We start from the raw sequence: 24,795 nt of genomic DNA on the forward strand, positions 1-24,795 counted from the left end.
ATGAAAAGTTTATCCCGACTCGGGATAAGCTTTTTGGGTTTTCGGGTCGATAAATAGGTTAAGTACCCCAATAAAATGAAACGAAGGAGAGAGCATTAATGTCATCAAGGAAATCGCTTTGGGTTTTATGCTTTACAATCGTTTGTTCTTTGCTGGTCTCGACCGCCGCTTATGCGGGTCCCCAACAGAAGGAGCCTACGCTTGGAACGAAGGAAGCTGTTTATTTCGGAGGGGAAAGTTTCATTGAAGACCAGTCGACTTTCGGCCTTTATGCCGCCGTTTCCGATGTCAAGCTGAGCGAGAGCAATGGTTACGTGTATTTTAGTTGGATTAAAGACCGGCAGACGAAGCCCAAATATTATGTTTCCATTGCCAAGGACGGCAAGTGGATTGTTCGCAATAAAAAGGTATTTGAAACATCCGGCGAAGCACCGCTGATTAACAATGCGGAGTGGAAGCTGAATGAAATGGTCAATTTGGGCAATGTCATTTATTTAACGTACATAGATAAGAAGAATTTGAAGTATTACATTCACCAGGTTTCTCTGGACTCGAAAGGAGATATGGCCGTCAACAAGACGATTTTTACCCTTCCGGTCACGAACATCAAGAACAATTTAAAAGCCGGACAAATCAGACCGCTGCAAACCTCCGAGGGTCCGGGGATACTATTCCACAGAGATTATGAAGAAGTGAAGCTGCACGAATACAAGGAAACGACGTATACCATTTTTCTAACTTCCACCCGAGCCAAAGCCGTATCCTTCACCGATGCGACCTTTGCATTGTTCCATCGTATTCCGCGAGCGGAAAGTGAGGAATCATCAAGAGAAAATCCGGTTGCCTATTGGGATGCCCAGAACAACATGCTTTATCATGTTGACCAAGATGTAGGTTCGGGATTTGTGAGAAAGTTTAATACATCCACCGCCAAGGCCGTTTCTACTGCTAAAGGCCAGCCCATTTCTCTCGTTACAAAGGCAACTGTTCTGCTCGATCATCAGTATCTATTTGCCTTCAATTCCGACAGCGGCAGGCACTGGGTGGAGCAATTCGATAACCAGACGATGAAGACGAAAGCCGTAACCGATTACTTCAAACTGGAAAATAACTCGTTCAACGACCGTGTTTTCGTCACCACTACGGCCAAAGAAATTCATTTATGGGAACTAGCCACCCGCGGCGATGCTCCTTTCAAGCCGGGGCTGAAATTGATTACTGTTTCGAAGTAAAACAAATCCAAATGAACCCTGCGCCAAATTGCGCAGGGTTTTTAATCTATCCGGACCACTGTTACGTGGAACGGGTTGCCTTGTATTGCAGAAGAATGATTGGTTTGATTGCCGAAAAAACGCTCGCATTGGATAATGAACTCATGCATCCCATTCGATAATTCAGCTATAGGTTCAGCAAAATGCTGCAAAATTACATCATTAGTAGCTTGAAAATGTGGAAGCAAAGCAAATTGCTGCAAAAGTGCACTATTTTTTATTGGCATGTATGGATCAGAGGCAATTTCGAGCGAAAAGATGTACATTTGCAGGATTTTTGCTTGAGGTACGAGGAATCACCCTAAATTGCTGTATTATTGCATCATTTCCAAGAGTGGCTTCAGGAGCTGGGGCCTTAGTAGATTCGGTATGAGCTTCAGTTACAGTGAGGGCGCAAAAATAAAATGCAAAATTGAATGAGAGGAGGCGGAACGAAACATGGCGGGCGTTCGTGAAGGGGTGGATCAGGATTACATAATTGAACTGTTGAAGCAAAAATTCAAATGTTCGGTGTTATGGTGCGAAGGCCGCGCCTGCCTGGAATATGAGAGCAAGGAAGAGTTGGACCGGATGGCGGACTATGTAAAAGCGAATTTTGATAGGGAGCTTCTGGATGTGTTCTTTACGGCGCTGGAGAGTCTTGGAGAAGATGTTGAATCTTGAGCGTTGCTCGAACAGTAAGAACCCGCTCAAATGAACGGGTTCTTTGTTCATAACTGTGCGGTTCTAATTACAGCTTCCAGATCCGGTACAAAACCACGGCCGCTTCGGCGCGGGTGAGCGCCTCGGTCGGCGCAATCTTGCCGTCCTTGCCGTTAATGATGCCGGATTTCACTAGGGCTGCCGCGCTGCTTTTGGCGAAATCGGCAATTTGCGCCGCGTCCGAATAAGACTCCAAAGCGGCGCTGCCTTCGGCTTGCTTGCCGGCGGCCGCCAGCGCGCGAGCCGTCAGCACCATCATCTCCTGGCGGGAGATCGGGCTGTTCGGTTTGAACGTATTGTCCGCGTAGCCGTTGACGATGCCCAGCCCCTTCGCGATGACCAGTTCATCGCTATAATAAGATTTCGGCTGGACATCGCTGAACGTTGCCGCTTCCCCTTGAGGCGTGCCTTTCAATTCTAGGCCACCGACAAGCAGGGCGATGAAGTCCGCCCGCTTGATGGAAGCGGCAGGGGAGTAGCCGTTCTCGGAGGTTCCGCGGATCACGTCGCGAGCGGCCAAGGCGTCGATGGCCTGTTTGGCCCATGGCACGTTTTGCAGGTCCCCATATGTTTTCGATACATAGGCAACCGCATAGGTTCCCAAATCGGTCGTTTGGAAAACAACCGCCCCGGTTGCCGCATCATATCGGCCATTCGGGATGGCGGTCGCGTTGCCTTTGCCATCGATGGCCCATATCACGAGGGCGTCCGGATTGCCGAGCTCTACGGCAGATGGCGTGTAGGGAGGAAATCATTTTGGTACGCGTTTTTGATCGGAGTCAGGTCTTTCTGGATTTCAATCGGTTCCGATTCCAGCTTTTCAAAGCTGATGTCGTCGATATAAAAGGCTGTATCCGCACTAGGGCTCTGCAAATAGATCGTTAAATACTCGTTTCCAACGCTGCTGTAACGGTAGGTCCCCTCCAGCATAACCCAGCCGTCGCTGATACTGACTGCTTTCTTGGCAAGTTCGGGGTAATTCGCGCTGCTTCCTTCGCCGATCTGCGAAGCCAATTGAATCTGGGAGCTTGAGGGACCGATCAGCTTGACCCAGGCCGTAACTTTATACTCACTGCCCTTATCCACATATTTCTCCACACGTAATGACGGCCCGTGCCAATCTTTAGCGCGGCCTTCCACCTTCAAGGCATAAGAACCGCCTTCGGTATGGTTGGCCTCATCGGTGACGGTCAGCGTTTCAACACCGCCCCGGCCCTCAAAGCCGCCTGCCGTTTGATCCTCAAAGGCAATGGTGGCAAAGTCCAATGCAGGGTCTCTAGGCGGTTCTTCACCACCGCCGGAGGTCACTTTCTCGGTGATGCGCACGTCGCCGATGTAATACGGCACCACTTTTCCATCCGCGTTCGAGTTAATGCGCAAGGCCTTGTCCTTACTCGTATCTACCGTGAATTCCTTCGTCAAAATGACGGCCTTGCCGGCTTCATAGCTTGCTTCCGCATAGTTTTCATAACTTTCAACGGTTTGAAGCGCAGCTTTTGCGCCATCGGGCACAGTCTCGTCAACATCCACATAGACGGCCGCGGTCACCGTATAGGTTTTGCCGTTTTCCAAGCCGAGGCCGCTGAATTTGAAATCCGCCGCGTCCCAGTTGTTAACTCTATTGCTCACATACAGTGCCGCCCCGTCATCATTGCCGTCAAAAGCTTTCCCGGTGACGGGCGTAAGTTTTGCGCCGCCTGATTGACCTGCAACCCCCGCGCCGTTCGCAAACGTTTCGTGGAAAACCGTTACCGCTTCATCCGCAGCCGCAACCGCAGCTCCCGCATTCTGGGCAAACCAGCCTGACGGAATCAGCAAGGCTACGGCGATGGAGACCGAGATGGCTTGTTTAATCATTTTACGCATTCATTGCACTCCCCCTGTAAGAAAATTTGTCGAAATAGGTAAAGCGCTTACATTTATTAGCGTGAGTCCTCCTTTCACGCCCAAATGATACCATCGGCGGGGAAGCACCGTCTTACTCGAAATTAAAGATTGTTTCGTACTTTTCTTATATAAATTTAAAAAGGCGCCGATCCCAGAAGGGGACCGATGCCTTGGCGACGGATTTTCAACTAATCAAAAGCCGATCTTCAAACTCTCTCCGTTAACGTAGACGCCTTCCGAACGTGTAATCGGCAGTTTCTGTTCCGCTGTGAAACCGATCGTTTCCCCGTTTCGCAGGGTGACGTTTTGCTCCACGACATAACTTGAAATATCCATCAGGAATTCGCGCAGATCGGCCGGGTCGGCCTGACTGTCGAGAATTTCGATCTCCTCTTTGCCGAACGGCTTCAGGCCATAGGTGTATCCGTTCAGGCCGGATTCCGTACGGACCAAGCCAAAATGGACAAGATTCAGCAGAGGGAAGTCGTCATCGGACTTGATGATTTCGGCCATCCGCAAAAACATTTCGGGCTCAAAGACGGTGCCGGATGAATAGAGACCTACCGCATTGGGCAATTTCAGGCAACTGGCGGCCAGCTTGACGTACATTTTGCCGCTGTCGAGCGGGGAACCGGTGCGGGTAAAGACCGCGAGGATGATTTGGGCTACGTGGGTCTTGACCACGTCCGCGCCCTCGGGCCAGAGATAGTTTCCCTGCGCGTAATGTTCGGCCTCGCCGTCCGGGACGGGGGCATCGACGAAGCTGACGGCCAAAGTGAAGCCGTCCATATCAAAGACCAGGATTCCTTCATGCTCCCTGGATTCGCGTTCGTCCTCCCCTGACGGATAGACAATGTTCCAATCCTTCAACAGGTTGCTCTTGATTTGCTCCAGATCGCATTCGGAGGAATTCAGTAGCACGAATCCGTTGAAAATCCCGGATGAATCGTTCTGCGACTCGGTTTCGTCGTCTTGCGCTTGCTCGGCCTCAATGGCCGCCGCCTGCTTCATCCAGTATTCGCGAATCATTTCTACAATTTTGATGGATTCTTGCTCCGCTGTCGCCGGGTCATAGGGCTGCATTTCACTAAACACATGGCCGCAATGCTCGGTATCGGAAGGGTGGTCATAGCCGCCGCAGACGCCGAGGAGCCATTTTCCTAGCATGGTCTTCTTATACTTGAATATGTAGTAGTGCATGTTGTGCAAATCAAATTCGCCTGCGATTTCGATCTTGCTGGGCTTCCGGCCGAGCTCGTGCTCATCTGCCAGCCAGTTGATCATGGACTGCGTTGCCGCTTGCCGTTGGGCTGTCATTATTTTCTCTCCCTTTATATAGAAGTATGGTCCTATAAAGTTATATTCTACCAATCAATAGAGTGCAATTCAACGCTCTGAAAACGGGGACATCGCACAGAGGCGCAGCCTGGTTCGTGGAAACCGTGAGCGGAGATTCCGAATTCTAGTTCTATCCCGCTTAAGAAACCCAAAAAAGACCGGAAATCGTAATAGCGGATCCCGGTCTTTTTTCTCTCTCCGACGTGCAATTATAGCTCCTGATCCGGGCAAACTTATACGGTTCGGAAATTGTAGAGGAGTGGGTGCAGGGATGGCAAACAAGGATCAGCACGAGGATAGAGAAGACCGCTTCCTGGATATAGACAGAATGGTCAACGAAGGACTGGGGGGCGGCAATGTGACCCTGGACAACGGATTAATCGAGGAAACGACTACAGATACGATGGAGTACCCGGAGTCCATACTTGATGACAAGACCAACTATAATGCGGAACAGGAATGAGAATGGTAAGCCATAGCTAAGCCGCGGAACGCGATGATTAAAAAAATGTGATCTGACACGAACAAGGACCTGCTCGCCGAGCGGGTCCTTGTTCGTGAAGAGGCCGTATGATGCATGTTTAAGGCAAATGCGGTTATGACATTAATCCACAGGAATCCCGATGTTCATATCGTATTCCTTCATGTAATGCATTCCTTTGATGATAAGCTGATCCGGCTGGACGGAAGAGTCGAACAACAGGGTGCGCTCCTTTAGAATGGTTCCGTCCGGCAGCGTGGCATCATGTTGATTCAAGGTCGTGTTCAGCGGGATATTCTCGCCGTTCGCCCCGATGGACACGCCATCCAGCATTACGTCCTGTTCGGTGGCTATCGTGATCTCGATGCCTTGCGAGGTCGCAGCCACTTTTTTTATCCATAATTCCTTGTCTTCCAGTAACACTGGTTGATCGGCAGGGGAAGGAAGGGGGAGGTTGAGGTCCAGTTTCCGATACCCGACGAATTCCTTGATGACCAGCTCCAACGACTCCAGATCCGGAGGGAGCGCGTCGTAGCGGATATCAAATTTCATGCCTGCATACGAGGACTGGCGACCGCTGCCGGTTTGGGTCACCGGCTTTCCGTTGGCTATCAATTCAACACCTTCCAGGGCTGAGCGAATCCGGTCGAAGTTGTCGATATCCAGGGTTCCCTTGATGGTCGTCATCGTAGGGGTGGCCGTGATCGATTGAAAAGTAATCGTGCCCCGGTCGACTTTCAGCGTTTTGCGGATGCGCTGCTTGACCTCGGTTTGCATGGCCTTGTTGGGATCATAGGCAAAAGTCAGCTCACTGTCCTTCACAGGTTTGTCCGGCAGCAGCTGCCGGAACTGCAGCGTTAATTTTTTCGCGAACGGACTGACGGGCTCGAAGGTGAACATGCCTTTGATCTCGGTATGCCCGTTATTCATCTCGGAAGCGCCGGATTCCACGAAAGAGTCACTCAGGAACCCGGTTATTTTTGCCGGGCTGAATAGTCCGGTTGCCGCCGCATCCGATATCCCCTTGGGATTGGTCAAGGTGTAAAACAGGATGAATTGGTTTGCATCCGCCATGAGTCCGTCAATGGTGAGTTCGGTTCCGTCTTCAAGGGTCATCTTTTTTTCGACAGATTGCCCCTTTCCCTGATCGTTGAGATCCTGCAGCGTACCGCTAATCAACCCGTCGAACCCGAGCAATTGCTTGCCGTAATAGGCAAACGCAGGGTAGTTCGATCCCAGAACCGCAATAAATAACAACACGGCCGCCGCAGCTTTCCAAATCGCCGGAACTGTCTTTTTAGTTCGTAAGGGGGCGGAATCCAGGGCTTTTCGGAGTCTCATTTCCAGGTCTTCCGGTGCGGTAATGGAGTCCATCGCCTTCTTCTCCTCCGCTAACCGTTCCTCGATCTTATTCATCGACATCCCTCCCATATAGCTCTCTTAGCTTCTTTAATCCCTGAAAAACCCTTGATTTCACGGTTCCCACCGGAACCTCCGTCAGATCGGCAATCGTCGCGTAATCGAGATCATGAAAATATTTCAATTGGATGACTTCTTTTTGCGGCTCGCTTAATTGTTGCAGCAACTCTTGAAGATGCATCTGTTGGTCGCTGATCTTGTAGGGATCGTTCGTAAGGGAGTGACTGCTTGAATCCGCTCCATCCGCAGCTTGTAAATCCTCCAGCAGGACAAGTTTTTGCCGTTTGCGCAGCAACGCTTTGCAGATATTGACCAGAATGGTCTTGCTCCAGCTATAAAAAGCATCTACATCTCTTAGTTGGTGAATCCGCTCATACAGCAGGACGATCATTTCCTCCATCGCATCCATCGCGTCATGCTCATTTCCCATATAGGTGAGAGCCAGCCGGTAGTAGGCGTCTTTATCGGCCAGAATCAGTTGAAGCAAGGCCTCTTTATTTCCTTTTTTAGCTTGTTTAATCTGCCGGACGGCACTCATGGCTTCACCTCTCTCCCTTATAAGAGTCCTGACCCCGGGGAAAAGTTCATTTGTTATTAATAATATTTTGCCCGATTCGCCTTCTCCCTGCCACCGACCTGCCATCCCTCGTTACTGCCAGCGCTTCCAAGTGTCCTTATCACGCTCATAATAAACAGTTATCGCAATTTTAAAGAAATTCCTCCGTAGGATTCCGTAGGATTTCGTAGTCGGCCTATTACTGTGGGTATAACACGTTACAAATCATAACATGGGTTGCTTGCCAGACATATCGCTTCAATCCGGAGGGGGGACTTGAGCTGATTCATTTTCATCAGGTAGAGAAGCATTACGGGCATTTTCATGTCCTGAAAAACATCGATCTGACAGTGGATGAAGGGGAAGTAGTGGTCGTCGTGGGTCCTTCCGGGTCCGGGAAAAGCACGATGCTGCGCTGCATAAACCGGCTGGAGAGTATCACGAGCGGCGAGCTGACGGTGAACGGGATTCAGGTGAATGACCGGAAGGCGGATATCAATGAGGTGCGGCGGGATATCGGGATGGTGTTCCAGCACTTCAATCTGTACCCCCATATGAAGGTGATCGACAACATTACGCTGGCACCGGTCAAGGTGTTGGGAACACCCAAGCAAGAGGCGGCGGAGACGGCCATGTACTATCTGGAAAAGGTCGGGATCGCCGACAAGGCGAAGGCCTATCCTTCCCAGTTGTCCGGCGGGCAGCAGCAGCGGGTGGCGATCGCCCGGGGGCTGGCGATGAAACCGAAGATCATGCTGTTCGACGAGCCGACTTCGGCGCTGGATCCGGAGATGGTCGGCGAGGTACTGGACGTCATGAAGGCGCTGGCCCGCGAAGGCATGACGATGGTCGTCGTGACGCACGAGATGGGCTTTGCCCGCGAGGTGGCCGACCGGGTGGTGTTTATGGACCAAGGGCAGATTTTGGAGGAAAGCGCGCCGGAAGAGTTCTTCGGCTATCCGCGGGAAGAGCGGCTAAAGACGTTTCTCGGCAGATTGCTAAGCCATTAAAAGGAGATGAACCCATGAAAAAACATTGGAAAATGATCTCGCTCGGCATGGCCTTATGTCTGGCGATGACGGTGCTGGCCGGTTGCGGGAACAAGAAAGAAGAAGGGGGTCTCGGCGCCATCAAGGATCGCGGCAAGCTGGTCGTCGGCGTGAAGTTCGACACGAAGCTGTTCGGGCTGAAGGATCCGTCGAGCGGCAATGTGGAAGGGTTCGACATCGATATTTCGAAGCAGCTAGCGAAGCGTATTTTGGGCGACGAGAATAAGGTCGAGTTCAAGGAAGTGACGTCCAAGACGCGGATTCCGATGCTGAACAACAGCGAGATCGACATGGTTGTGGCGACGATGACGATCACGGAGGAGCGCAAGAAGGAAGTGGACTTCTCCGACGTTTATTTTCAAGCCGGCCAGTCGCTGCTGGTGAAGAAGGGCAGCCCGATCAAGGGCATTGAAGACGTGACCGCCGATACGAAGGTGATGAGCTCGAAGGGCGCGACTTCCGTCAAGAACATCAAGGAAAAGGTGCCCGGCGTGACGGTACTGGAGTTCGACAACTACCAGGATGCGTTCAGCGCGCTGAAAGCCGGTCAAGGCGATGCGTTGACGACGGATGACGCGATTCTGTACGGGATGGCTGCGCAGGATCCGAACTACGAAGTGGTCGGCGAACCGTTCACGGACGAACCGTACGGCATTGCGATTCAGAAGGGTAACAGCGATCTGGTGCAGGCGGTGAACGACGCGCTGAAAGAGATGCACGAGAACGGCGAGTACGATGCGATTTACGAAAAATGGATCGGGAAGAAGCCTGCCGAATAAGCTATTCGCTTGTCAGGCATCCGGAGTGAATCGATCCGAACGCTAACGCTTGTAAAGGAAAGGATGGACGGGAGTTGCCGCAGCCATCCTTTCTTTTCAATTCCGAGGGGTGACATTCTATGGATTTTTCACTGTTGAGCGATAATATCGGGCTTTTTATGCAAGGATTCATGAATACGATTTGGGCCAGCCTGCTGGGCCTGGCGGGGAGTTTCATCCTGGGGACGATCATCGCCGTGTTCCGGATGACCCGGTCGCGCCCATTGGTCTGGTTCGGCACGGCTTACGTGGAATTTTTTCGCAATATTCCGCTGCTGTTGGTCGTGTTCCTCTTCTATTTGGGACTGCCCTCGCTGGGGATCACCTTGAGCGGGTTTGCTTCGGGGACGATGGGCCTAGCCGTGTATACGTCGTCTTTTATTGCGGAGGCGATCCGGGCGGGCATTATGGCCGTGCCGAAAGGACAAACCGAAGCGGCCCGCTCCTCCGGGCTGACTTATGTGCAGACGATGTTCTATGTGATTTTGCCCCAGGCGATCAAGCTGGTCATTCCGCCGCTGAGCAACCAGTTCATCAATCTGGTCAAAAATTCGTCTATCCTGAGCATAGTCGCCGGTTTTGACCTGATGTACTACGGCGATATCGTGGCGACAGAAACGTTCGATACGATTAACACTTATCTGTTCGTTGCACTCTTTTATCTGATCATCACGCTCCCGCTCAGCTACGGCTCCAGAGTTCTGGAACGGAAGCTGGCCAGACATGACTAAGCGGTAGAAGGAGGCGGGAATTATGGATTTTGCAGGCGCGTATTCAGGCGATTTCTTGATCTTTTTGCTGCAGGGGCTGTTGATTACTTTAAAAATCGCGCTCATCTCGATCATCCTCAGCTTCACGCTGGGCACGCTCATCGGCATCATCCGGTATGCCCGGGTGCCGGTGCTGTCCCCGGTGCTGGCGGTATTGGTGGAGCTGCTGCGGAATTTGCCGCTGCTGCTCATTATTTTGTTCAGCCGGTTTGCGCTGCCGGATCTCGGGCTCCGGTTGGGGCCGGAGGGGGCGGCGATCGCCGCGCTGACCGTGTTTGAGATGGCGATGATCTCGGAGGTGGTCCGCGGCGGGCTGAACTCGATTCCGAAAGGGCAGGTCGAAGCGGCCCGTTCCTCGGGACTTAGTAGCGTACAAACGCTGCGTTATATCGTGCTGCCACAGGGGCTGCGGCGGATGATTCCGCCGCTCGTGAGCCAGTTCATTTCCCTGCTTAAGGACACTTCGCTGGCCACGGCGATCGCCCTCGCCGAGTTGATGCATAATGCGCAGATCATCATCGGACACAGCTACAACTATGCAATACCGGTACTGCTGCTGTGCGCGGCGATTTATTTTACCGTAAATTATTTATTGTCCTTGCTGTCCCGAAGGCTTGAGAATAAGGGAGTCTAGGCGCTGGCGGACGCCTGGCGTGCGGCCTGGCGTTACACCTGATGTCAGGGTGCTTATTGAAAAAATTAGGGAGTATGCTAGTATAGTTCCAACTTAGTTGGGAGTGCCCGGTCTGACCGGGGGCGGCTCCCTTCTCCTGGGGAGAAGTACCGGCGGGAGTTGAAGAGAGATGACGGCAAGCTTTCTCCGAAACCGGAAGTTTCAAATGCTGCTGGTAGCCGCGGGTACGGCGGTGGCCGGCGAATTCAAAATCAATCCCTTCGACGGCGATATTTTTCGCATCGCGCTGGGAAGCAGTGCGTTTCTGTTGTTCCTCTTAATGCTTCGCGACCTTCCCTGCCTGAAAACGGGCGCACTGACCGGGATCGTCGTGCTGCTCTTTCGCGTGGGGCTGGATGTGCTCTGGCCGAATCACGTTCCTCTCTTGCAAAGCTTCTGCAATCATATCTCCGCGGCCGTGTATTACGTCGCCTTCGGGGCTGCGTTGAAATTTGTGCGCCGGTTGGATCATGTGCATCCTCTGCTGCTGGGCGGAGCGGCGGCATGCGCCGACTTTATTTCCAACGAGGCCGAGCTGCTGACCCGGATGCTCGTGCTGGGCACCTCTTCTTTTCATTTGAGCGAATGGACCTACCTGTCGCTGATCGCCGTGCTCCGTACGTATTTCACGACCGGCATTTACAGCAGCATGGCGATTTACCGGATGCGCGCCGTTCAGGCGGAGCAGCAGCGGCGGGTCGATCAGATGCTGAGCTTCGGGTCGGGGCTGTACGGGGAAGTGTTTTATCTGCGGAAATCGGTGGATACGGTGGAGCGGTTGACCGCCGGAAGCTACGAGCTTTATCGCGACCTCAAAAGCGGCGGACACACCGGATACAGCCGGCGCTTGCTGGATATTACGCAGCAGATCCACGAGGTGAAGAAGGATTCCCAGCGCATTCTCGCCGGGCTGTTGAAATTGTCGGCGCTGGAATCCGCCGATAACAACATGACGCTCTCCCAGATGGGTGATTTTTGTCTCAAAAGCAATGCGGAGTATGCGGGGATGCTGGGTAAGGCCATCTCCTTCGATCAGATGATCACCGCCGATTTCCGTACGGCCCGCTATATTCCGCTGCTCACGCTGCTGAATAACCTCGTCGCCAACGCCGTCGAGGCCATCAGGCAGGAAGGCACCGTGATGCTGCGGATTTATGAGGTGCAGGAGCGGACGTGGTTTGTTGTACAGGATAACGGGCGGGGGATGGCCGAAGTCGACCGGGATATCGCTTTTGAGCCCGGCTTTACCACCAAATTTGACCAGGATGGAACGGCGGCGACGGGCATCGGACTGTCGCATGTCCGGGACATTACGGATTCGTTTGGCGGCAGGATCGAAATCATGAGCCCGGTCTCAGGGACGGGTACGGTATTCAAAGTATCGATTCCGACAAGCTCGATCAAGAGGGGGGATTGAACCATGGCGCTTTCTTTTTGCATTGTGGATGATGACCGGGGGACACGGCGGATGCTTCAGCATATCATCGAAGACAGCAGCCTTGGCGAAGTCGTGGGCATGGCGGAGGGGGGTGCAGAGGGAACGCGCCTCATTCTGGAACAGTCGCCGGATGTCGTGCTGATGGATTTGCTGATGCCGGATCAGGACGGCATCGAGACGATTGCCCTGCTGCAAAGCCGGGGCTGTGGCGCGAAATACGTGATGATCTCGCAGATCGAGAACCAGGACATGGTCGGGCAGGCCTACCGGACCGGGATCGAGTTCTTCATCCGCAAACCGATCAACCGGATCGAGGTGGAGTCCGTGCTGCGCAAAGTCAGCGAACGCTGGACGATGACCCGCTACTTGACGGAGATCCGGTCCACCCTGACGAAGCTGGAGGGCTTGCAACATCCGGCTCCGGCCGTCTTTGCCGCGGGCCCGGCGCCGCGCCGAACGGCGAGGGACGTCGTTCAGCCCATTCTGATGAGCATGGGTATGGTGGGCGAGAGCGGCTGCCGCGATCTGATCGCGATCATGGAATACCTGCTGGGGCGCAGCGATGGGCGCTTTCCTCCGTTGCGGGAAATCTATACGGCCGTCGCTTGTTCATATAAACAGGATATGGCGGGAACGCCCGGCCTGGACAAGGAAATCAAAGCGATCGAGCAGCGTCTGCGCCGCGCCCTGACGGCGGGGATCTCCCATTTGGCTTCGATCGGGCTCGCCGATTACGGCCATCCCAAGTTCGAATACTATGCCCCGCTGTATTTTGACTTTGAGGATGTCCGCCAGAAGATGAAGGAAATGGAGCAGGGCCGCACCGGAGGCAAAGTGAAGGTGAACATCAAGAAGTTCTTGCAAGTGCTGTATCTGGAGGTACAGGAGCAGTTGCGATCGTAAAGAAGGCAGGCATACGATGCGAATAGATATTGACATAAAGGTAACTGGTTACGTATTATATATGTAACTAGTTACCTTTTTTTGAGTGGGGAGGTTCGTAACGATGTCTACTGAACTTGAGATGCAAAGGAAACAAGCTTATATTTTCGGCGGCATCCTCACCTTGGCCAACCGCATGCAACTGCTCGGCGACAAGCTGGATGAGAAGATGACGATGAAGCAGTGGCTACTGATCGCGGTGATTATGAAGTGCGAGAATCCGTCGCCTACGATCAGCGAGGTGGCGGAGATGACAGGAAATTCAAGGCAGAACGTCAAAAAGATGGCGCTCATTCTGGAGAAGCAGGGATTCCTGGAACTCGCCAAGGATCCACGGGATGCGAGAATCGTCCGCCTTCGGCTCACCCCGAAGTGTTTGTCCTATTTTGAAAACAGAAAGGACCAGGAAGAAAGGTTTATGGCCTCTCTGTTCGAAGCGTTTGATGAAGAAGTCACGAACGGGATATACCATGGCTTGAACAGGCTGGTTGAAAATATAGCAAGAATGGAGAATGACCATGGGGAAGAGGAACGGGGGTAGAAGGTCGATGTGGCTGATCGGAGCGATCGTCATCGTTGTCGTTCTTGGTGTTGTCGTCTTTTTCAATATTCCCTATTCCAAAACCAAGACGGAATTTCATCGGACGGCAGCGGAGTATATAGGTAGACTGGATATGGGAGCGGGCCCCGATGTTTTTACGAAGGAAGAATTGGAGAGCTTGCCGCTGCCCGTAAAGCGTTACTTTGAATACAGCGGGTACTTGGGGACGCCGAAGAGGCCGTATGTGAAGGCCAATTTTAAACAGGTGAACTTTATGTTGTCTCCGGACAAACCGCCTCTAACCATTGACTACACCCAATATAATTTTGCCGGCGAGCCTGTCCGGATGGCCTTTATCGATACGGCGATGTACGGCATTCCGTTTCAGGGGTTTGATTCCTATGTAGATGGAAGGGGCCGTATGAAAGGCGTACTCGCCAAAACGGTCACGTTGTTTAATCAAACGGGCGAGGCGATGAACAAGGCTTGTCTGGTGACGGTTCTGTCGGAATCGCTAATCCTCATCCCCCAAGCTGCCTTACAGCCCTATATCACCTGGGAGTCCATGGACGACACCCATGCCAAAGCTACGATATCCGGCTACGGAATTTCGGCAAGCGGTATTTTCACGTTCAGCAGGGAAGGAGCCCTGCTTTCGTTTGCTACCGATGACCGGGCGGTGATCGCGACGGATGGCACTACTCAGCAAGTTGGCTGGACGGCGAAGTTCGATGACTACAAGATCGTCAATGGAATCAGGCAACCGACCCGGCTCCAAGCGGTTTGGAATTATGACAGCGGGGACCTGATTTATTTTGACAGCGATAATCTGGCGATTGAGTGATATTCCTAGCGCTATAGTTTGTGAGTGCATGTAAAGGCGCTCAGGCTGTTGGGATTTTCTCGACAGCCTGAGCGTTCACCATTGCAAATGGCATTTTGACTAAGTTCCTAAGATAGCCGGATCAGTCTTGCCCCATGTGAGGCGACCTCCAGATCCAGGCGTTCCCCGATCGTTCCGAGTGCTTCCGAAGCCCACATATCGAACGCCGAAGGGGCGCCACCGCTCCATCCGAGCTCATCCAGCATGACGCTGACCTGGAGAGGTGTAGTGCCGGTATTAAACAACGCGACGTAGGTGACGTTTTCCGGACCCTTCGAAGTCCAGACGATACGGTCGCCGTTTCGATATACTTGCCTTGCTTCCACTCCGTCCCTATGCATGGCGAGTACATCGCGATTAGTGAGCAGCGACAGCGTCCAGTCGTCATTGTCATTCAGTTCCCCGCCGAAGAACAGCGGCGAGCGGAATAGCGTCCAGAGCGTCATCATCGCCACCTGCTCGTCCTTTGTAAAGCGCGTCCAACGGTCTGAACCGCCTCCGTCCACCGAACGGATGCCGATATGCCCGAGCGGAAGCATGTCGCAATCGGGCCAATGTCCCGGCCCTGTCCGGCCCTGCCACTTCTCGCAACGGTCGAACATGTCGAGCAGCGGCTCCCACAAATCCCAGAAGTCGTCGGTCATCCGCCACATGTTGGCGTTCCGCTCCAGGAAGTCCGCGTGCTCGAGCGGGGCCGGTCCCGGGGACAGGCTCAGCGTCATCGGCCGGCCACTGCGGTAGATCGCCTCCCTGATCATGGCGATCTCAGGGAGATGGATATCGTACAGCCGCGATGCGGCAATATCGTCAACCTTGACGAAATCGATACCCCACTTCGCGTACAACTCGAACAGCGAATCGTAGTAGGATTGCGCGCCTTCCTTCGAGGTGTCTATGCCGTACATATCGGTGTTCCACGGGCAGATCGAGTTCGGGTGCACGATGTCGCGCGCGGTCACGAAGGCGCCTTTGATCGGCGTGGCGGCATGCACGGCTTGCCGCGGGATGCCCCGCATGATATGGATGCCGAATTTGAGTCCGAGACCGTGAACGTAGTCGGCGAGCGGCTTGAAGCCTTGACCATCCGCTGCGGACGGGAATCGGTTTGCGGCAGGCATCAATCGCGAGAAATCGTCCATCTCGAGCGGTACGAACGGACGGTACTGCGAGGAGACGGCTCCCGGCTCGTACCATTGGATATCGACGATGACGTACTCCCATCCGAAATCCTTCAGATGCTTCGCCATATATTCGGCATTGGCGCGGACTTCTTTCTCCGTCACGGCGGCTCCGTAGCAATCCCAACTGTTCCAGCCCATCGGCGGCGTCGGGGCGATCAAGTGAGGATTCAATGGGACACACTCCTTATCCAAAGAGAAATATTTGCGGTTGTGTCCTCATCATAAAGCCGCTGGATCAAGTTGAACACCGTAATTTTGAACGATAAATAGTACGAAATTGCTGTTTAGTTACCTATCGAAGAAAAGGCGGCTATACGGAAGCTGCTGGCCTTCCCGGAATTGGCCCGGCGTCTGGCCGGTCAGTTTACGGAATACTTTGATAAAATAACTGCCACTCGAATATCCGACGGCGGAAGCAATGGCTTCAATATTCCAGTCGGTGCGGTTTAGCAATTCAACGGAACGTTCGATCCGCACACGATTCAGATAATCGTTCGGCGTCAGGCCGACATAGCGGGAGAACGTCCGGAGGAAGTGGTATTTGGACAGCCCGGATTCCTCGGCCAACTGCGCCTGGCCGATCATCCCGGCGTAGTTCGTATCGATGAAGCGAACAGCCGAGCGAATGGCAGTCGGCCACGTATTTTGCTCCCGGTCGGGAGAGGAAGCGAAGCGGGCGAGTTCCATGACAAATTGATATACATGGGAGGATGCCGTATATGGCTCTCCAATTTTGCCTTCGCGCGCATCTTCGAAAATTTCCCGCAACTTCCGGATCGGGGCGCTGCCCGCCGGCAGATCAGCCACATCTCCAAGCTTGTCCTTGATGATGTCCCAAGCGGGCTGTACGAGACGAGGCCGAAACAACAGAAAATAAAAAGCCCATTCCGGCTTGTCCGCCGGTAAGTAGTAGCGGTGATCGCCAGGGATGTCGACGAGAAAGGCTCGGCCTGCGTCGACGACTTCTTTTCGCTCCCCAATTTCGACGACACCTTCGCCCGCCAGCGTATACTGGAAGAGTAGAAGAGGTCCGTCATCGCGCGTCAAGCCGTCCCATCGATAAGAAGTCTCGGCTTCCCGTTCCCGTCCGACGGCGAATAAACCGCAAAGAGGCAGCTCCGGGGAATCGGCGAACCGGAAGCCGTAGGTACCATATTCAGAAGTCTGGATCATCTCATATTCTCCCTTCCGTACACATGACGTCTATTATTCTAAGGGTAGCGATTCTTCTTGTCATCCCTGCCAAATGCGTATCGACCGCCCGTGATGAATCGATTCCAAAGCGCTGCCATGCTCATTTTCAATGGAAGAATCCTCCACTAGACTGTAGAATATAGACAGATGGGAATAAGGGGTAGATACCGGAAGGGGAAAAGGCTATGCTGCCCGAACAGACTTTGGGAAAGAAACAAGGGAGGTTCATATGAAAAAACTCAGGCTTATCGCCTATGCTTTGGCCTTGGTCGTGCTTCTGGCAGGCTGCAATAAAGCTGCGGAAAGCAATTCGCCCGCCGGGGCCCCGGCAACGAGCGCAATAAATGGGGAGGCGGAAACCGCTCCGGCCAAGAGCGATGGGCTTGCGAAAGAGGCAAAGTCATCCGACCCTCAGGACACGGCTATGTTATATAAAGATTACTTGAAAGAGAAAGGTTTAGGGGCCGATCTCTCGCTAGTCTATTTTAAACAGGAAGATATAGATTTTGACGGGAATGAAGAGGCGGTAGCGGCCTTTGGATATGCTGAGGAAGAGGATGAGGATGAGGAGGATGTTACACTCAATGAGATTTACATTTTGCGGAATCAGGGGGGAAAGATACTTCAGTTAGGAGATAACTTAAACAGCGGCGGGTACGGCATCAATGAAGTCCGGCTCGTCCAGTTGGAAGACCGGGAAGAGAAGGTCATTTACCTGGGACTCACGAATTGGGTCAGCATGACCGGCTTCAGGCTGGTTGAGATTTCGGGTGATACCCTGGATGAGTTGGCCTATAGCGCCTCTGCGACGGGTTCGGGCGAGGACGTGCTGCTGGACGGTAATGAGAACGGAAAATTCGATAGCTATGAACAGCGCCGAGGCAGCTACGATGTTTTCTATTACGGAGTTACCCGCTATTTTTCGCTGGAGCGAGGCGAGTTTGTACAAACCGACACCTCCGTGGAACTGTTGGATTACCCTTCCACTCCAAAAGAGGTCGTATTGGAGTATTTGGCATTAAGCATCATAGACGACCGACTTCCGCCGAATGTGGAACAGCGTCTTGACGAACTTTGCCAATTCCGCAATGCGGCCGGAGACCGGCCCGTACTTGAGGTGGACTACGGGATAGTAGGCAATCTGCAACTGGAATTGGACGATGAGGATGCTTATTTCGAAGTCGAGGAAAGCGGAAGCGACACCATGGTTACGTTGATTGAGAAGGAGGCGGACCGGACAAAGAAACAAACGGTCTTCAACCTTGCCAAAGACTCGGATAATAACAAGGGGAAGTGGAGTATTTACGACATCGAAGTAGTGGAGTCTGAATAAGGCACTGGAAAAGGCGTTAAGGGGACCGGGACACGGGACACGGGACATGGAACACGGGACACGGGACACGGAACACGGGACACGGAACTCGAGGCGAATCGGACGGCCAGCATTACGAAGGTTTTTGGTTTTGTCTGGTGGTCCAGACCAAAGAGAAATAACTGGATTTTATCCAGTTATTTCTCCGGGGAAATGCCTTTGAGATAAATTAGTTGGAAAACCTCCATCTAATTTTGCCGATTATGCCGGATTCCGCTTTATAACGCCGGAATAACTGTAGGTTATCCAGTTAATTTCGATTATTCGGCAGATTGGCAAAATTTAACGGGAAGTTTTCCAGTTAATTTGCTGACAGGAGGCAGTAGGTAGGAGGGAAACACGTTCGTCTGTCCTCAGCTTCACCGGTTTCGAGGTTTTTCAACTTCTGGTCCAGAATAATAAACCCGCTGCTTGCGGTTAACTTCAACCCCAGCTATGCCACCCGATCCACGCCAATTGATCCTTGCATTTCTCTACTCCGCGTCCGCGGTTACGGCATTCTGCTGCGACCAGAGAAGCACGTGAGCCGAACTACGAACAAGCGCGCTGGAGGCAGACTCCCCTGTCCATTGGTCCAAGCACCCCTCCATCATAGGACATACATTGAAATTAAAGGAGGGGTGATCATGTTCAAGTACAAGATCGATTCATGGGGAAGGCTCGTTCCCTGCGTGAACGAGGAACCGCTCCGCCAGCAGCCAACCACCTGCCCTGAGAAGAACAGAGACCGGTTAGCCGGTCAAGGACCTTCAAGACCGCGGAAACGCCGGGTCAAAAAGAGCAAAAAGATTCGTAATATACGTCACAGATGCAATTGTCGTTGCAACTGTTGCCGTCGCCGCAGAACCAATTAAACGAGAGATTTGGAGGCCACCCTGTCGGGAGGCTTTTTTCTTTTGCCGGGCGGGCGGATATATGCTTATATTCTCATATAGGCATGGAGGAATTAAATCGATTACATAAAACAAGAAAATGATCTTGAGCAACACTCCAATGAATATACTAGAGTGCCAGAAGGAATCTAGTCCGGGTTAAAAGCTTTGCATTTTATCCGTATGGAGGGGTTCTGTGAACAAGAAGAACAGATGGATCAATGCGCCGTATGCCTTCGCGCTCGGCATGTTTGCGATGATGGTGCCCAGTCAGGCCTTCAGTTCGTTTTACAGCTATTATTATGTGGAGAAACTGGGGCTCGGCATCGGGCTGGCCACGCTGGCCCGCACGATCTTCCTGATTTGGGATGTGGTGAATAACCCGATCTTCGGCTACTGGTCGGACCGGACGAAGACGAGAATCGGGCGGCGCAGACCCTGGGTCATTGGGGCGATTCCGTTATTTATGCTGTTTTTCGTTTTGGTTTTTTCACCTCCCGGCGGGCTGACTGAAAAGGGGCTGTTCGTCTGGTTTCTGGTCACGCTGATTCTGTACGAGACGGTCGCAACCGTACTTTGGGTGAACTATGGCGCTTTATTTCCCGAATTGTTCCGCGGCGACCGCATTCGCGCCAAAGCCTCGGCCGTGGAGCAGGGCTACCAGATCGTTGCGCTGCTGATTGCCACTGCGGTAACTCCGCTCATATACGCAGCCCTTGGTTTTTCGGTGATGGCGATTATCTATGCTTGCATCTTCGGCCTTTGCATGTCGGCCTGGGTGTTGAGCGTCCGGGAACGGCCGGATTCCAGCCAAGGCAAACCGATGAAGCTGATCCCCGCGTTCAAAGAGACGGTCAAGAACCAGAAGTTTTGGGTGTTTAATATTTCGAATTCCTTTGCCCAGACGGTCAATGGATTACTCAGTTCAATGATTCCTTTTTATGCCAAATACGTGCTGCATATCCCCGAGGAACAAGTCTCAATCCTGCTGGCCGCCGTCTTCGTCTCGGTGATTCCGTTGATTGTTGTGTGGTACTGGATCATCCGTAAAATGGACGGGGTCAAGGCGTGGCGTGTGTCGCTTGTCGTCTACGGCCTTTCCATGATCCCGCTGTGGTTCGGTTACGACCTGGCCAGCGGCATTGCTGCCGGCGTGGTTGCGGGCTTCGGGCTGGCGGGTTTCCTGGTGACTCCGGCGATGGTCAGCGGACGCATCATCGATGAGGACGCGGAGCGGACGGGATTAAGAAGAGAAGGGATCTATACGGCTGTAGCCGGGTTTATTACTCGTTCGAGCGGGCTGATCTCGGCGCTGGCTTTTTTCATTGTCGGTATGATCTTCGGGTATGAAAGCGGCGATAACCCGGGGCCGTCACCGGAGTTGACTTTCCGTTATCTTATCAGCGTCGTTCCGCTTTGCTTGCTTGCGATTTCCGTCATTTTGTCCTGTAGCGTAAAGTTTAATTTCAAAAAGTAATCTGAATTTCGGCTCCGGACCTCGAACCTGTTGTAAGGGCCTCTTCCCGTTATCTTAGCGGCGATGGGGAATGATATACTTTAATCCAAGTAGTTTTAGTCGGCTGGGATAAGGAGATGAAGCAAGCCATGGACATAGCAGCTATTCAAAAAAATAGAGCACGGGTATACCGCAACCTTCGAGCGCAGCTTGAACTATCCTGTCCCGCAAGTATGGTCGTTTCTCACGGAGAACGGGAAGCTCAAGCAATGGTTCCCCGAACTAAGCTTAGCCGAGCTTGTCGAAGGCGGAGCGGTCAAGTTCGATATGGGGGACGGCAGCTACGAGGAGATGACTCTTTTGGAGGTCAAACCTTCGAGCGTGTTGGAATACACTTGGGACCGGGATCGTGTCCGTTTTGAACTGTATCCCACGGCCGAGGGTTGCCGGCTTCTTCTCATCGAAAAGATAACCAGGATCACCGACCATACGCCGAGGGATTTGGCAGGCTGGCATGTTTGCTTGGATGTCATCTCCGCTTTGTTGGATGGCCGGGAGCTCGAGTCCCGCAAGGCGGAATGGGAGAAGCGGTACGCGCAGTATCGCGAAGCGGTTTCGGCAATCGGGTGATGCAACGGGATAAAGGTCAAAAAGCGGCATGAAACGGTTATTTACCGTAGGTCATGCCGCTTTTCCTTTTTAGGATCGGCAAAAACATTGGAAATTTGTAAAGAGATGAGGTACCTTGTTATATATAACGATAAAAACGTTTTTAACGCATAAGGAGAGAACAAATTGACCACAGAAAAACTGGGAGTTCCATTAGAAGGTTTTGCCGAATTCAGCAGAACGGTGGCCGCAGAAGGCGCGGTGTTGTTGAAGAATGAAGGACAAGTTCTTCCGATTCGAAAAAGCGAAAGCGTTTCGATTTTCGGCAGAACTCAAGTGAATTATTACCGCAGCGGTACGGGCTCGGGCGGCAGCGTTCATGTATCCTACACAACCAACCTGCTGGGCGGCCTTCGCGACAAAAGGAATATTACGGTCAACGAAGAATTGGCAGCCGTATATGAGAAGTGGATCGAGCAAAATCCGTTCGATAACGGCGGAGGCGGCTGGGCGGCAGAGCCGTGGCACCAAAAGGAAATGCCCTTAACGCCTGAGCTGGTGCAAGCGGCAAGAAACAAATCACACAAGGCGATCATCGTAATTGGCCGTACGGCGGGCGAAGACCAGGACAATGCCGATGAGCCGGGCAGCTATCAATTAACGGCGGAAGAAAAAGAGATGCTGAAGCAGGTAACGGCCTATTTCGAGCAAACGGTCGTCGTCCTGAATGTATCTAACATTATTGATATGAGCTGGATGAATGAGGCGGGTTATGTACATCCGATTCCGTGTGTAATTTATGCTTGGCAGGGCGGTATGGAAGGCGGCAACGCGATTGCCGACGTGCTGGTTGGGGACGTAACGCCGAGCGGCAAGCTTACCGATACGATTGCTTACTCTATTGAGGACTATCCGTCGACCCGCAATTACGGCAACGAACGCCAAAACTTTTATCAGGAAGACATTTACGTAGGTTATCGCTATTTCGAAACGTTCTGTCCGGATAAAGTTCAATTCGAAATCGGTTTCGGCTTGTCTTATACGCAGTTCGATATCAAGCCCGAAGAAGCCAAACTGGTTACCAAAGAAGGTCAGACCTATATTGAAGTTGGCGCGAATGTAACCAATACGGGAACCGTCTATGCGGGAAAAGAGGTCGTTCAGGTCTATTACGAAGCGCCTCAAGGAAAGCTGGGCCAACCGGCCAAAGCTTTGGCCGCCTTCGGCAAGACGAAGGAACTGCAGCCGGGCGAATCGCAGCGTCTGATCTTGGGCTTCCCTGTGCACTCCATGGCATCCTACGATGATGCCGGCGTGACGGGACATCCATCCGCCTATGTCCTGGAAGCGGGGACGTACCGTATATATGCAGGCAACAGTGTTAAGAATGTGGTGGAAATTGGCGTTGAGGGGCAAAGCGGTTATGTTGTGGAATCCCTTCAAGTCGTGGACCAGTTGGAAGAGGCGCTTGCGCCAACGGAAAGCTTTACGCGAATGAAGCCGGGCGCCCGGAAAGCAGATGGCACGTATGAACTAACCTTCGTAGAAGCGCCGAAACGAAAAGTTTCTATAGAGGAACGGATTGAGAAGCGCCTTCCGCAAACCTTGGAGCAAACCGGTGACCAAGGGTATAAATTGAAAGACGTGGCCGACGGAAAAGTCAGCTTGGAGACGTTCATCGCCCAACTCCATGATCAGGATCTGGCGACGATTGTCAGAGGGGAAGGCATGAGCAGCCCGCTGGTTACGCCGGGTACGGCATCGGCGTTCGGGGGCGTTAGCGACAGCTTATTCGGCTACGGGATCCCGGTGGGTTGCACGGCGGACGGTCCGTCCGGAATCCGGATGGACAGCGGGGAGAAGGCGACTCAGGTTTCCATTGGAACCCTGCTGGCGGCTACCTGGAATGCGGAATTGGTGGAAGAGCTATACGTGATGGAAGGCCAGGAACTGCTGAGAAACAACGTGGACGCGTTGCTCGGACCCGGTCTCAATATCCGCCGCAGCCCGCTAAACGGGCGTAACTTCGAGTATTTTTCCGAAGATCCGCTCCTTACGGGGATTTTTGCAACGGCATGCACCCGCGGTATTATGAAGGGCGGCTCTAACGCCACGCTGAAACATTTTGCCTGCAATAACCAGGAGAAGTACCGCAGCAAGGTGGATGCGATCATTTCCGAGCGCGCTCTTCGCGAGATTTATCTGAAAGGCTTTGAAATGGCGGTAAAACAGGGCGGCGCCAATTCGATCATGACTTCGTACAATCCGGTTAACGGACATTGGGCGGCTTCCAACTATGATCTGAACACGACGATTCTGCGCGGCGAATGGGGTTATAAAGGCATCGTGATGACCGACTGGTGGGCCGTCATGAACGACGTGGTTCATGGGGGAGCGCCGGACCGGAAATATACGAACTGGATGGTTCGTGCGCAGAACGATCTGTACATGGTAGTCAGCAACTATGGCGCAGAAATCAATGCCTATGACGACAATACCCTGGATTCCTTGGAAAACGGAACCTTGACTCGCGGTGAACTGCAGCGCTCCGCCATGAATATTTGTCAATTCTTGATGGACGCTCCGGTATTCTCCCGCAAACAGGTGATTGAAGAAACCGTCCATAAATTCACGGCTACTCCTTCTCTTGTGGCGGGGCAGGTCCAACAACAACAAGTACAAGAACTGTCCCAAAATGCCCAGGTTCCCCCGGTCGAATCGGGAGCGGCTTGTTTCAAGGCTGATCAAGCCGGCCAATACCGGATCATCGTCAATATCATGTCCCCGGAACCCGAGCTCGCGCAAAGTGCCTGCAATGTAACGTTGAACGGGCAATTGATGATGACGGTTCAGACGAACGGGACCGAAGGCCAATGGATCAAACAGAAGCTGGTGAAAATCGAGTTGGAAGCAGGCTATTATGAGCTGAAGCTGGAACACATCAAGCCGGGTATGCAGATCGACTGGATCGAATTTAAACAAGTTTAATCAGCGCCATTTCATAGGGGAGACCCTTCGGGGTCTCTATTTCTTTTCATATTGTGGAAGTATGCGGTTGTTCCGTGCTCCCTCGTTTCTTCTGATCTCCAACGTTATTTCGAACCCTAATAGTTTTTCTGTACTCTTTAACGGATCATCCACCTTATGGATATTCTAACGGACACAGGAGCCGTTAAAGTAGGAAAATCAGCGTTGTCGAGCGGCTAACGGACACAGGAGACGTTATTGTGCCAAAATGAGTATAAAAGTCGCCGAATACGCATGATTAAGGGCTCTGATGTCCGTTAGAATTTGAATCGAGCCATTATGTGCAAATTAAGGGCCCTGGTGTCCGTTCGAACTG

General features: G+C 52.6%; 22 protein-coding genes. 15 read left to right on the forward strand and 7 right to left on the reverse strand.

All coding sequences use genetic code 11. From position 1 onward, the window contains the following. Positions 1 to 98 precede the first annotated feature (98 nt). Both DFP94_RS16245 and DFP94_RS16255 read left to right on the forward strand, forming a co-directional pair. A complete protein-coding gene (locus DFP94_RS16245) occupies positions 99 to 1,232 on the forward strand; it encodes a hypothetical protein (protein WP_114497510.1) in 1,134 nt (377 codons plus the stop codon). Between the two features lie 477 nt (positions 1,233 to 1,709). Next, a complete protein-coding gene (locus tag DFP94_RS16255) occupies positions 1,710 to 1,934 on the forward strand; it encodes a hypothetical protein (protein ID WP_114497512.1) in 225 nt (74 codons plus the stop codon). Between the two features lie 67 nt (positions 1,935 to 2,001). Here DFP94_RS16255 and DFP94_RS26075 read toward each other — a convergent pair whose 3' ends face one another. The 3 genes from DFP94_RS26075 to DFP94_RS16270 form a co-directional block, all read right to left on the reverse strand. Then, complete coding sequence (locus tag DFP94_RS26075; protein WP_114497513.1) at positions 2,002 to 2,673, reverse strand: S-layer homology domain-containing protein; 672 nt, start codon at positions 2,671 to 2,673, stop codon at positions 2,002 to 2,004. Positions 2,674 to 2,696: 23 nt separating this feature from the next. Further along, complete coding sequence (locus DFP94_RS26080) at positions 2,697 to 3,839, reverse strand: carbohydrate binding domain-containing protein (RefSeq protein WP_114497514.1); 1,143 nt, start codon at positions 3,837 to 3,839, stop codon at positions 2,697 to 2,699. 213 nt (positions 3,840 to 4,052) lie between these two features. Then, on the reverse strand, positions 4,053 to 5,177 hold the full coding sequence (locus DFP94_RS16270) for a DUF4261 domain-containing protein (RefSeq protein ID WP_181873178.1): 1,125 nt from the start codon (positions 5,175 to 5,177) through the stop codon (positions 4,053 to 4,055). A 292-nt stretch (positions 5,178 to 5,469) separates the two neighbouring features. Here DFP94_RS16270 and DFP94_RS16275 point away from each other — a divergent pair, with 292 nt between their 5' ends. Beyond that, positions 5,470 to 5,661, forward strand: a complete 192-nt coding sequence (locus DFP94_RS16275) for a hypothetical protein (protein WP_114497515.1) — start codon at positions 5,470 to 5,472, stop codon at positions 5,659 to 5,661. Between the two features lie 141 nt (positions 5,662 to 5,802). Here DFP94_RS16275 and DFP94_RS16280 read toward each other — a convergent pair whose 3' ends face one another. Together DFP94_RS16280 and DFP94_RS16285 are read right to left on the reverse strand one after the other, a co-directional pair. After that, the gene (locus DFP94_RS16280; protein WP_114497516.1) at positions 5,803 to 7,095 is read right to left on the reverse strand and encodes a DUF4179 domain-containing protein; all 1,293 of its coding nucleotides are present in this window, start codon (positions 7,093 to 7,095) and stop codon (positions 5,803 to 5,805) included. Next, a complete protein-coding gene (locus tag DFP94_RS16285) occupies positions 7,088 to 7,636 on the reverse strand; it encodes an RNA polymerase sigma factor (protein WP_114497517.1) in 549 nt (182 codons plus the stop codon). The genes DFP94_RS16280 and DFP94_RS16285 overlap by 8 nt, the downstream gene beginning before the upstream one ends. Before the next feature lie 299 nt (positions 7,637 to 7,935). Here DFP94_RS16285 and DFP94_RS16290 point away from each other — a divergent pair, with 299 nt between their 5' ends. The 8 genes from DFP94_RS16290 (at position 7,936) to DFP94_RS16325 (ending at position 14,729) form a co-directional block, all read left to right on the forward strand. After that, positions 7,936 to 8,664, forward strand: coding sequence for an amino acid ABC transporter ATP-binding protein (locus tag DFP94_RS16290; protein WP_114497518.1), 729 nt, complete (start codon positions 7,936 to 7,938; stop codon positions 8,662 to 8,664). Between the two features lie 14 nt (positions 8,665 to 8,678). Next, positions 8,679 to 9,482 carry a glutamate ABC transporter substrate-binding protein gene (locus tag DFP94_RS16295; RefSeq protein WP_114497519.1) on the forward strand — a complete coding sequence of 268 codons (804 nt, stop codon included), beginning with the start codon at positions 8,679 to 8,681 and terminating at the stop codon, positions 9,480 to 9,482. Positions 9,483 to 9,601: 119 nt separating this feature from the next. Then, entirely contained in the window at positions 9,602 to 10,252 is a 651-nt protein-coding gene (locus DFP94_RS16300; RefSeq protein WP_114497520.1) for an amino acid ABC transporter permease, read from the forward strand. A 22-nt stretch (positions 10,253 to 10,274) separates the two neighbouring features. After that, the gene (locus tag DFP94_RS16305; RefSeq protein WP_114497521.1) at positions 10,275 to 10,925 is read left to right on the forward strand and encodes an amino acid ABC transporter permease; all 651 of its coding nucleotides are present in this window, start codon (positions 10,275 to 10,277) and stop codon (positions 10,923 to 10,925) included. Between the two features lie 169 nt (positions 10,926 to 11,094). Further along, positions 11,095 to 12,381, forward strand: a complete 1,287-nt coding sequence (locus tag DFP94_RS16310) for a sensor histidine kinase (protein WP_114497522.1) — start codon at positions 11,095 to 11,097, stop codon at positions 12,379 to 12,381. A 3-nt stretch (positions 12,382 to 12,384) separates the two neighbouring features. Then, positions 12,385 to 13,305 (forward strand): response regulator, encoded by a 921-nt coding sequence (locus tag DFP94_RS16315; protein ID WP_114497523.1) that lies wholly within the window; start codon positions 12,385 to 12,387, stop codon positions 13,303 to 13,305. 103 nt (positions 13,306 to 13,408) lie between these two features. Further along, on the forward strand, positions 13,409 to 13,885 hold the full coding sequence (locus DFP94_RS16320) for a MarR family winged helix-turn-helix transcriptional regulator (protein WP_114497524.1): 477 nt from the start codon (positions 13,409 to 13,411) through the stop codon (positions 13,883 to 13,885). Next, positions 13,863 to 14,729 carry a DUF6544 family protein gene (locus DFP94_RS16325; protein WP_245954882.1) on the forward strand — a complete coding sequence of 289 codons (867 nt, stop codon included), beginning with the start codon at positions 13,863 to 13,865 and terminating at the stop codon, positions 14,727 to 14,729. The genes DFP94_RS16320 and DFP94_RS16325 overlap by 23 nt, the downstream gene beginning before the upstream one ends. A gap of 107 nt (positions 14,730 to 14,836) precedes the next feature. Here the strand turns inward: DFP94_RS16325 and DFP94_RS16330 are convergent, their stop codons facing one another. Both DFP94_RS16330 and DFP94_RS16335 read right to left on the reverse strand, forming a co-directional pair. Then, positions 14,837 to 16,120, reverse strand: a complete 1,284-nt coding sequence (locus DFP94_RS16330; protein ID WP_114497526.1) for a glycoside hydrolase family 27 protein — start codon at positions 16,118 to 16,120, stop codon at positions 14,837 to 14,839. Positions 16,121 to 16,237: 117 nt separating this feature from the next. Further along, entirely contained in the window at positions 16,238 to 17,122 is an 885-nt protein-coding gene (locus DFP94_RS16335; RefSeq protein ID WP_114497527.1) for a helix-turn-helix domain-containing protein, read from the reverse strand. A 250-nt stretch (positions 17,123 to 17,372) separates the two neighbouring features. Between DFP94_RS16335 and DFP94_RS16340 the strand changes: the two genes are divergently transcribed. The 4 genes from DFP94_RS16340 (at position 17,373) to DFP94_RS16355 (ending at position 24,440) form a co-directional block, all read left to right on the forward strand. Next, the gene (locus tag DFP94_RS16340; RefSeq protein ID WP_114497528.1) at positions 17,373 to 18,476 is read left to right on the forward strand and encodes a hypothetical protein; all 1,104 of its coding nucleotides are present in this window, start codon (positions 17,373 to 17,375) and stop codon (positions 18,474 to 18,476) included. Between the two features lie 1,158 nt (positions 18,477 to 19,634). Beyond that, positions 19,635 to 20,864 carry an MFS transporter gene (locus tag DFP94_RS16345; RefSeq protein ID WP_114497569.1) on the forward strand — a complete coding sequence of 410 codons (1,230 nt, stop codon included), beginning with the start codon at positions 19,635 to 19,637 and terminating at the stop codon, positions 20,862 to 20,864. A gap of 189 nt (positions 20,865 to 21,053) precedes the next feature. Beyond that, entirely contained in the window at positions 21,054 to 21,473 is a 420-nt protein-coding gene (locus DFP94_RS16350) for an SRPBCC family protein (protein ID WP_245954886.1), read from the forward strand. Positions 21,474 to 21,638: 165 nt separating this feature from the next. Beyond that, positions 21,639 to 24,440 (forward strand): glycoside hydrolase family 3 C-terminal domain-containing protein, encoded by a 2,802-nt coding sequence (locus tag DFP94_RS16355; RefSeq protein WP_114497530.1) that lies wholly within the window; start codon positions 21,639 to 21,641, stop codon positions 24,438 to 24,440. Positions 24,441 to 24,795 lie beyond the last annotated feature (355 nt).

This window comes from Fontibacillus phaseoli, from assembly GCF_003337355.1.
GTDB lineage: Bacteria > Bacillota > Bacilli > Paenibacillales > Paenibacillaceae > Fontibacillus > Fontibacillus phaseoli.

Bases quoted from the DNA above. Each gene is read 5' to 3' on its own strand.
- DFP94_RS16245 (WP_114497510.1), top strand. From the start codon at position 99: ATGTCATCAAGGAAATCGCTTTGGGTTTTATGCTTTACAATCGTTTGT.
- DFP94_RS16255 (WP_114497512.1), top strand. From the start codon at position 1,710: ATGGCGGGCGTTCGTGAAGGGGTGGATCAGGATTACATAATTGAACTG.
- DFP94_RS26080 (WP_114497514.1), bottom strand. From the start codon at position 3,839: ATGCGTAAAATGATTAAACAAGCCATCTCGGTCTCCATCGCCGTAGCC.
- DFP94_RS16270 (WP_181873178.1), bottom strand. From the start codon at position 5,177: ATGACAGCCCAACGGCAAGCGGCAACGCAGTCCATGATCAACTGGCTG.
- DFP94_RS16275 (WP_114497515.1), top strand. From the start codon at position 5,470: ATGGCAAACAAGGATCAGCACGAGGATAGAGAAGACCGCTTCCTGGAT.
- DFP94_RS16280 (WP_114497516.1), bottom strand. From the start codon at position 7,095: ATGAATAAGATCGAGGAACGGTTAGCGGAGGAGAAGAAGGCGATGGAC.
- DFP94_RS16285 (WP_114497517.1), bottom strand. From the start codon at position 7,636: ATGAGTGCCGTCCGGCAGATTAAACAAGCTAAAAAAGGAAATAAAGAG.
- DFP94_RS16295 (WP_114497519.1), top strand. From the start codon at position 8,679: ATGAAAAAACATTGGAAAATGATCTCGCTCGGCATGGCCTTATGTCTG.
- DFP94_RS16300 (WP_114497520.1), top strand. From the start codon at position 9,602: ATGGATTTTTCACTGTTGAGCGATAATATCGGGCTTTTTATGCAAGGA.
- DFP94_RS16305 (WP_114497521.1), top strand. From the start codon at position 10,275: ATGGATTTTGCAGGCGCGTATTCAGGCGATTTCTTGATCTTTTTGCTG.
- DFP94_RS16310 (WP_114497522.1), top strand. From the start codon at position 11,095: ATGACGGCAAGCTTTCTCCGAAACCGGAAGTTTCAAATGCTGCTGGTA.
- DFP94_RS16315 (WP_114497523.1), top strand. From the start codon at position 12,385: ATGGCGCTTTCTTTTTGCATTGTGGATGATGACCGGGGGACACGGCGG.
- DFP94_RS16320 (WP_114497524.1), top strand. From the start codon at position 13,409: ATGTCTACTGAACTTGAGATGCAAAGGAAACAAGCTTATATTTTCGGC.
- DFP94_RS16325 (WP_245954882.1), top strand. From the start codon at position 13,863: ATGGGGAAGAGGAACGGGGGTAGAAGGTCGATGTGGCTGATCGGAGCG.
- DFP94_RS16335 (WP_114497527.1), bottom strand. From the start codon at position 17,122: ATGATCCAGACTTCTGAATATGGTACCTACGGCTTCCGGTTCGCCGAT.
- DFP94_RS16340 (WP_114497528.1), top strand. From the start codon at position 17,373: ATGAAAAAACTCAGGCTTATCGCCTATGCTTTGGCCTTGGTCGTGCTT.
- DFP94_RS16345 (WP_114497569.1), top strand. From the start codon at position 19,635: ATGTTTGCGATGATGGTGCCCAGTCAGGCCTTCAGTTCGTTTTACAGC.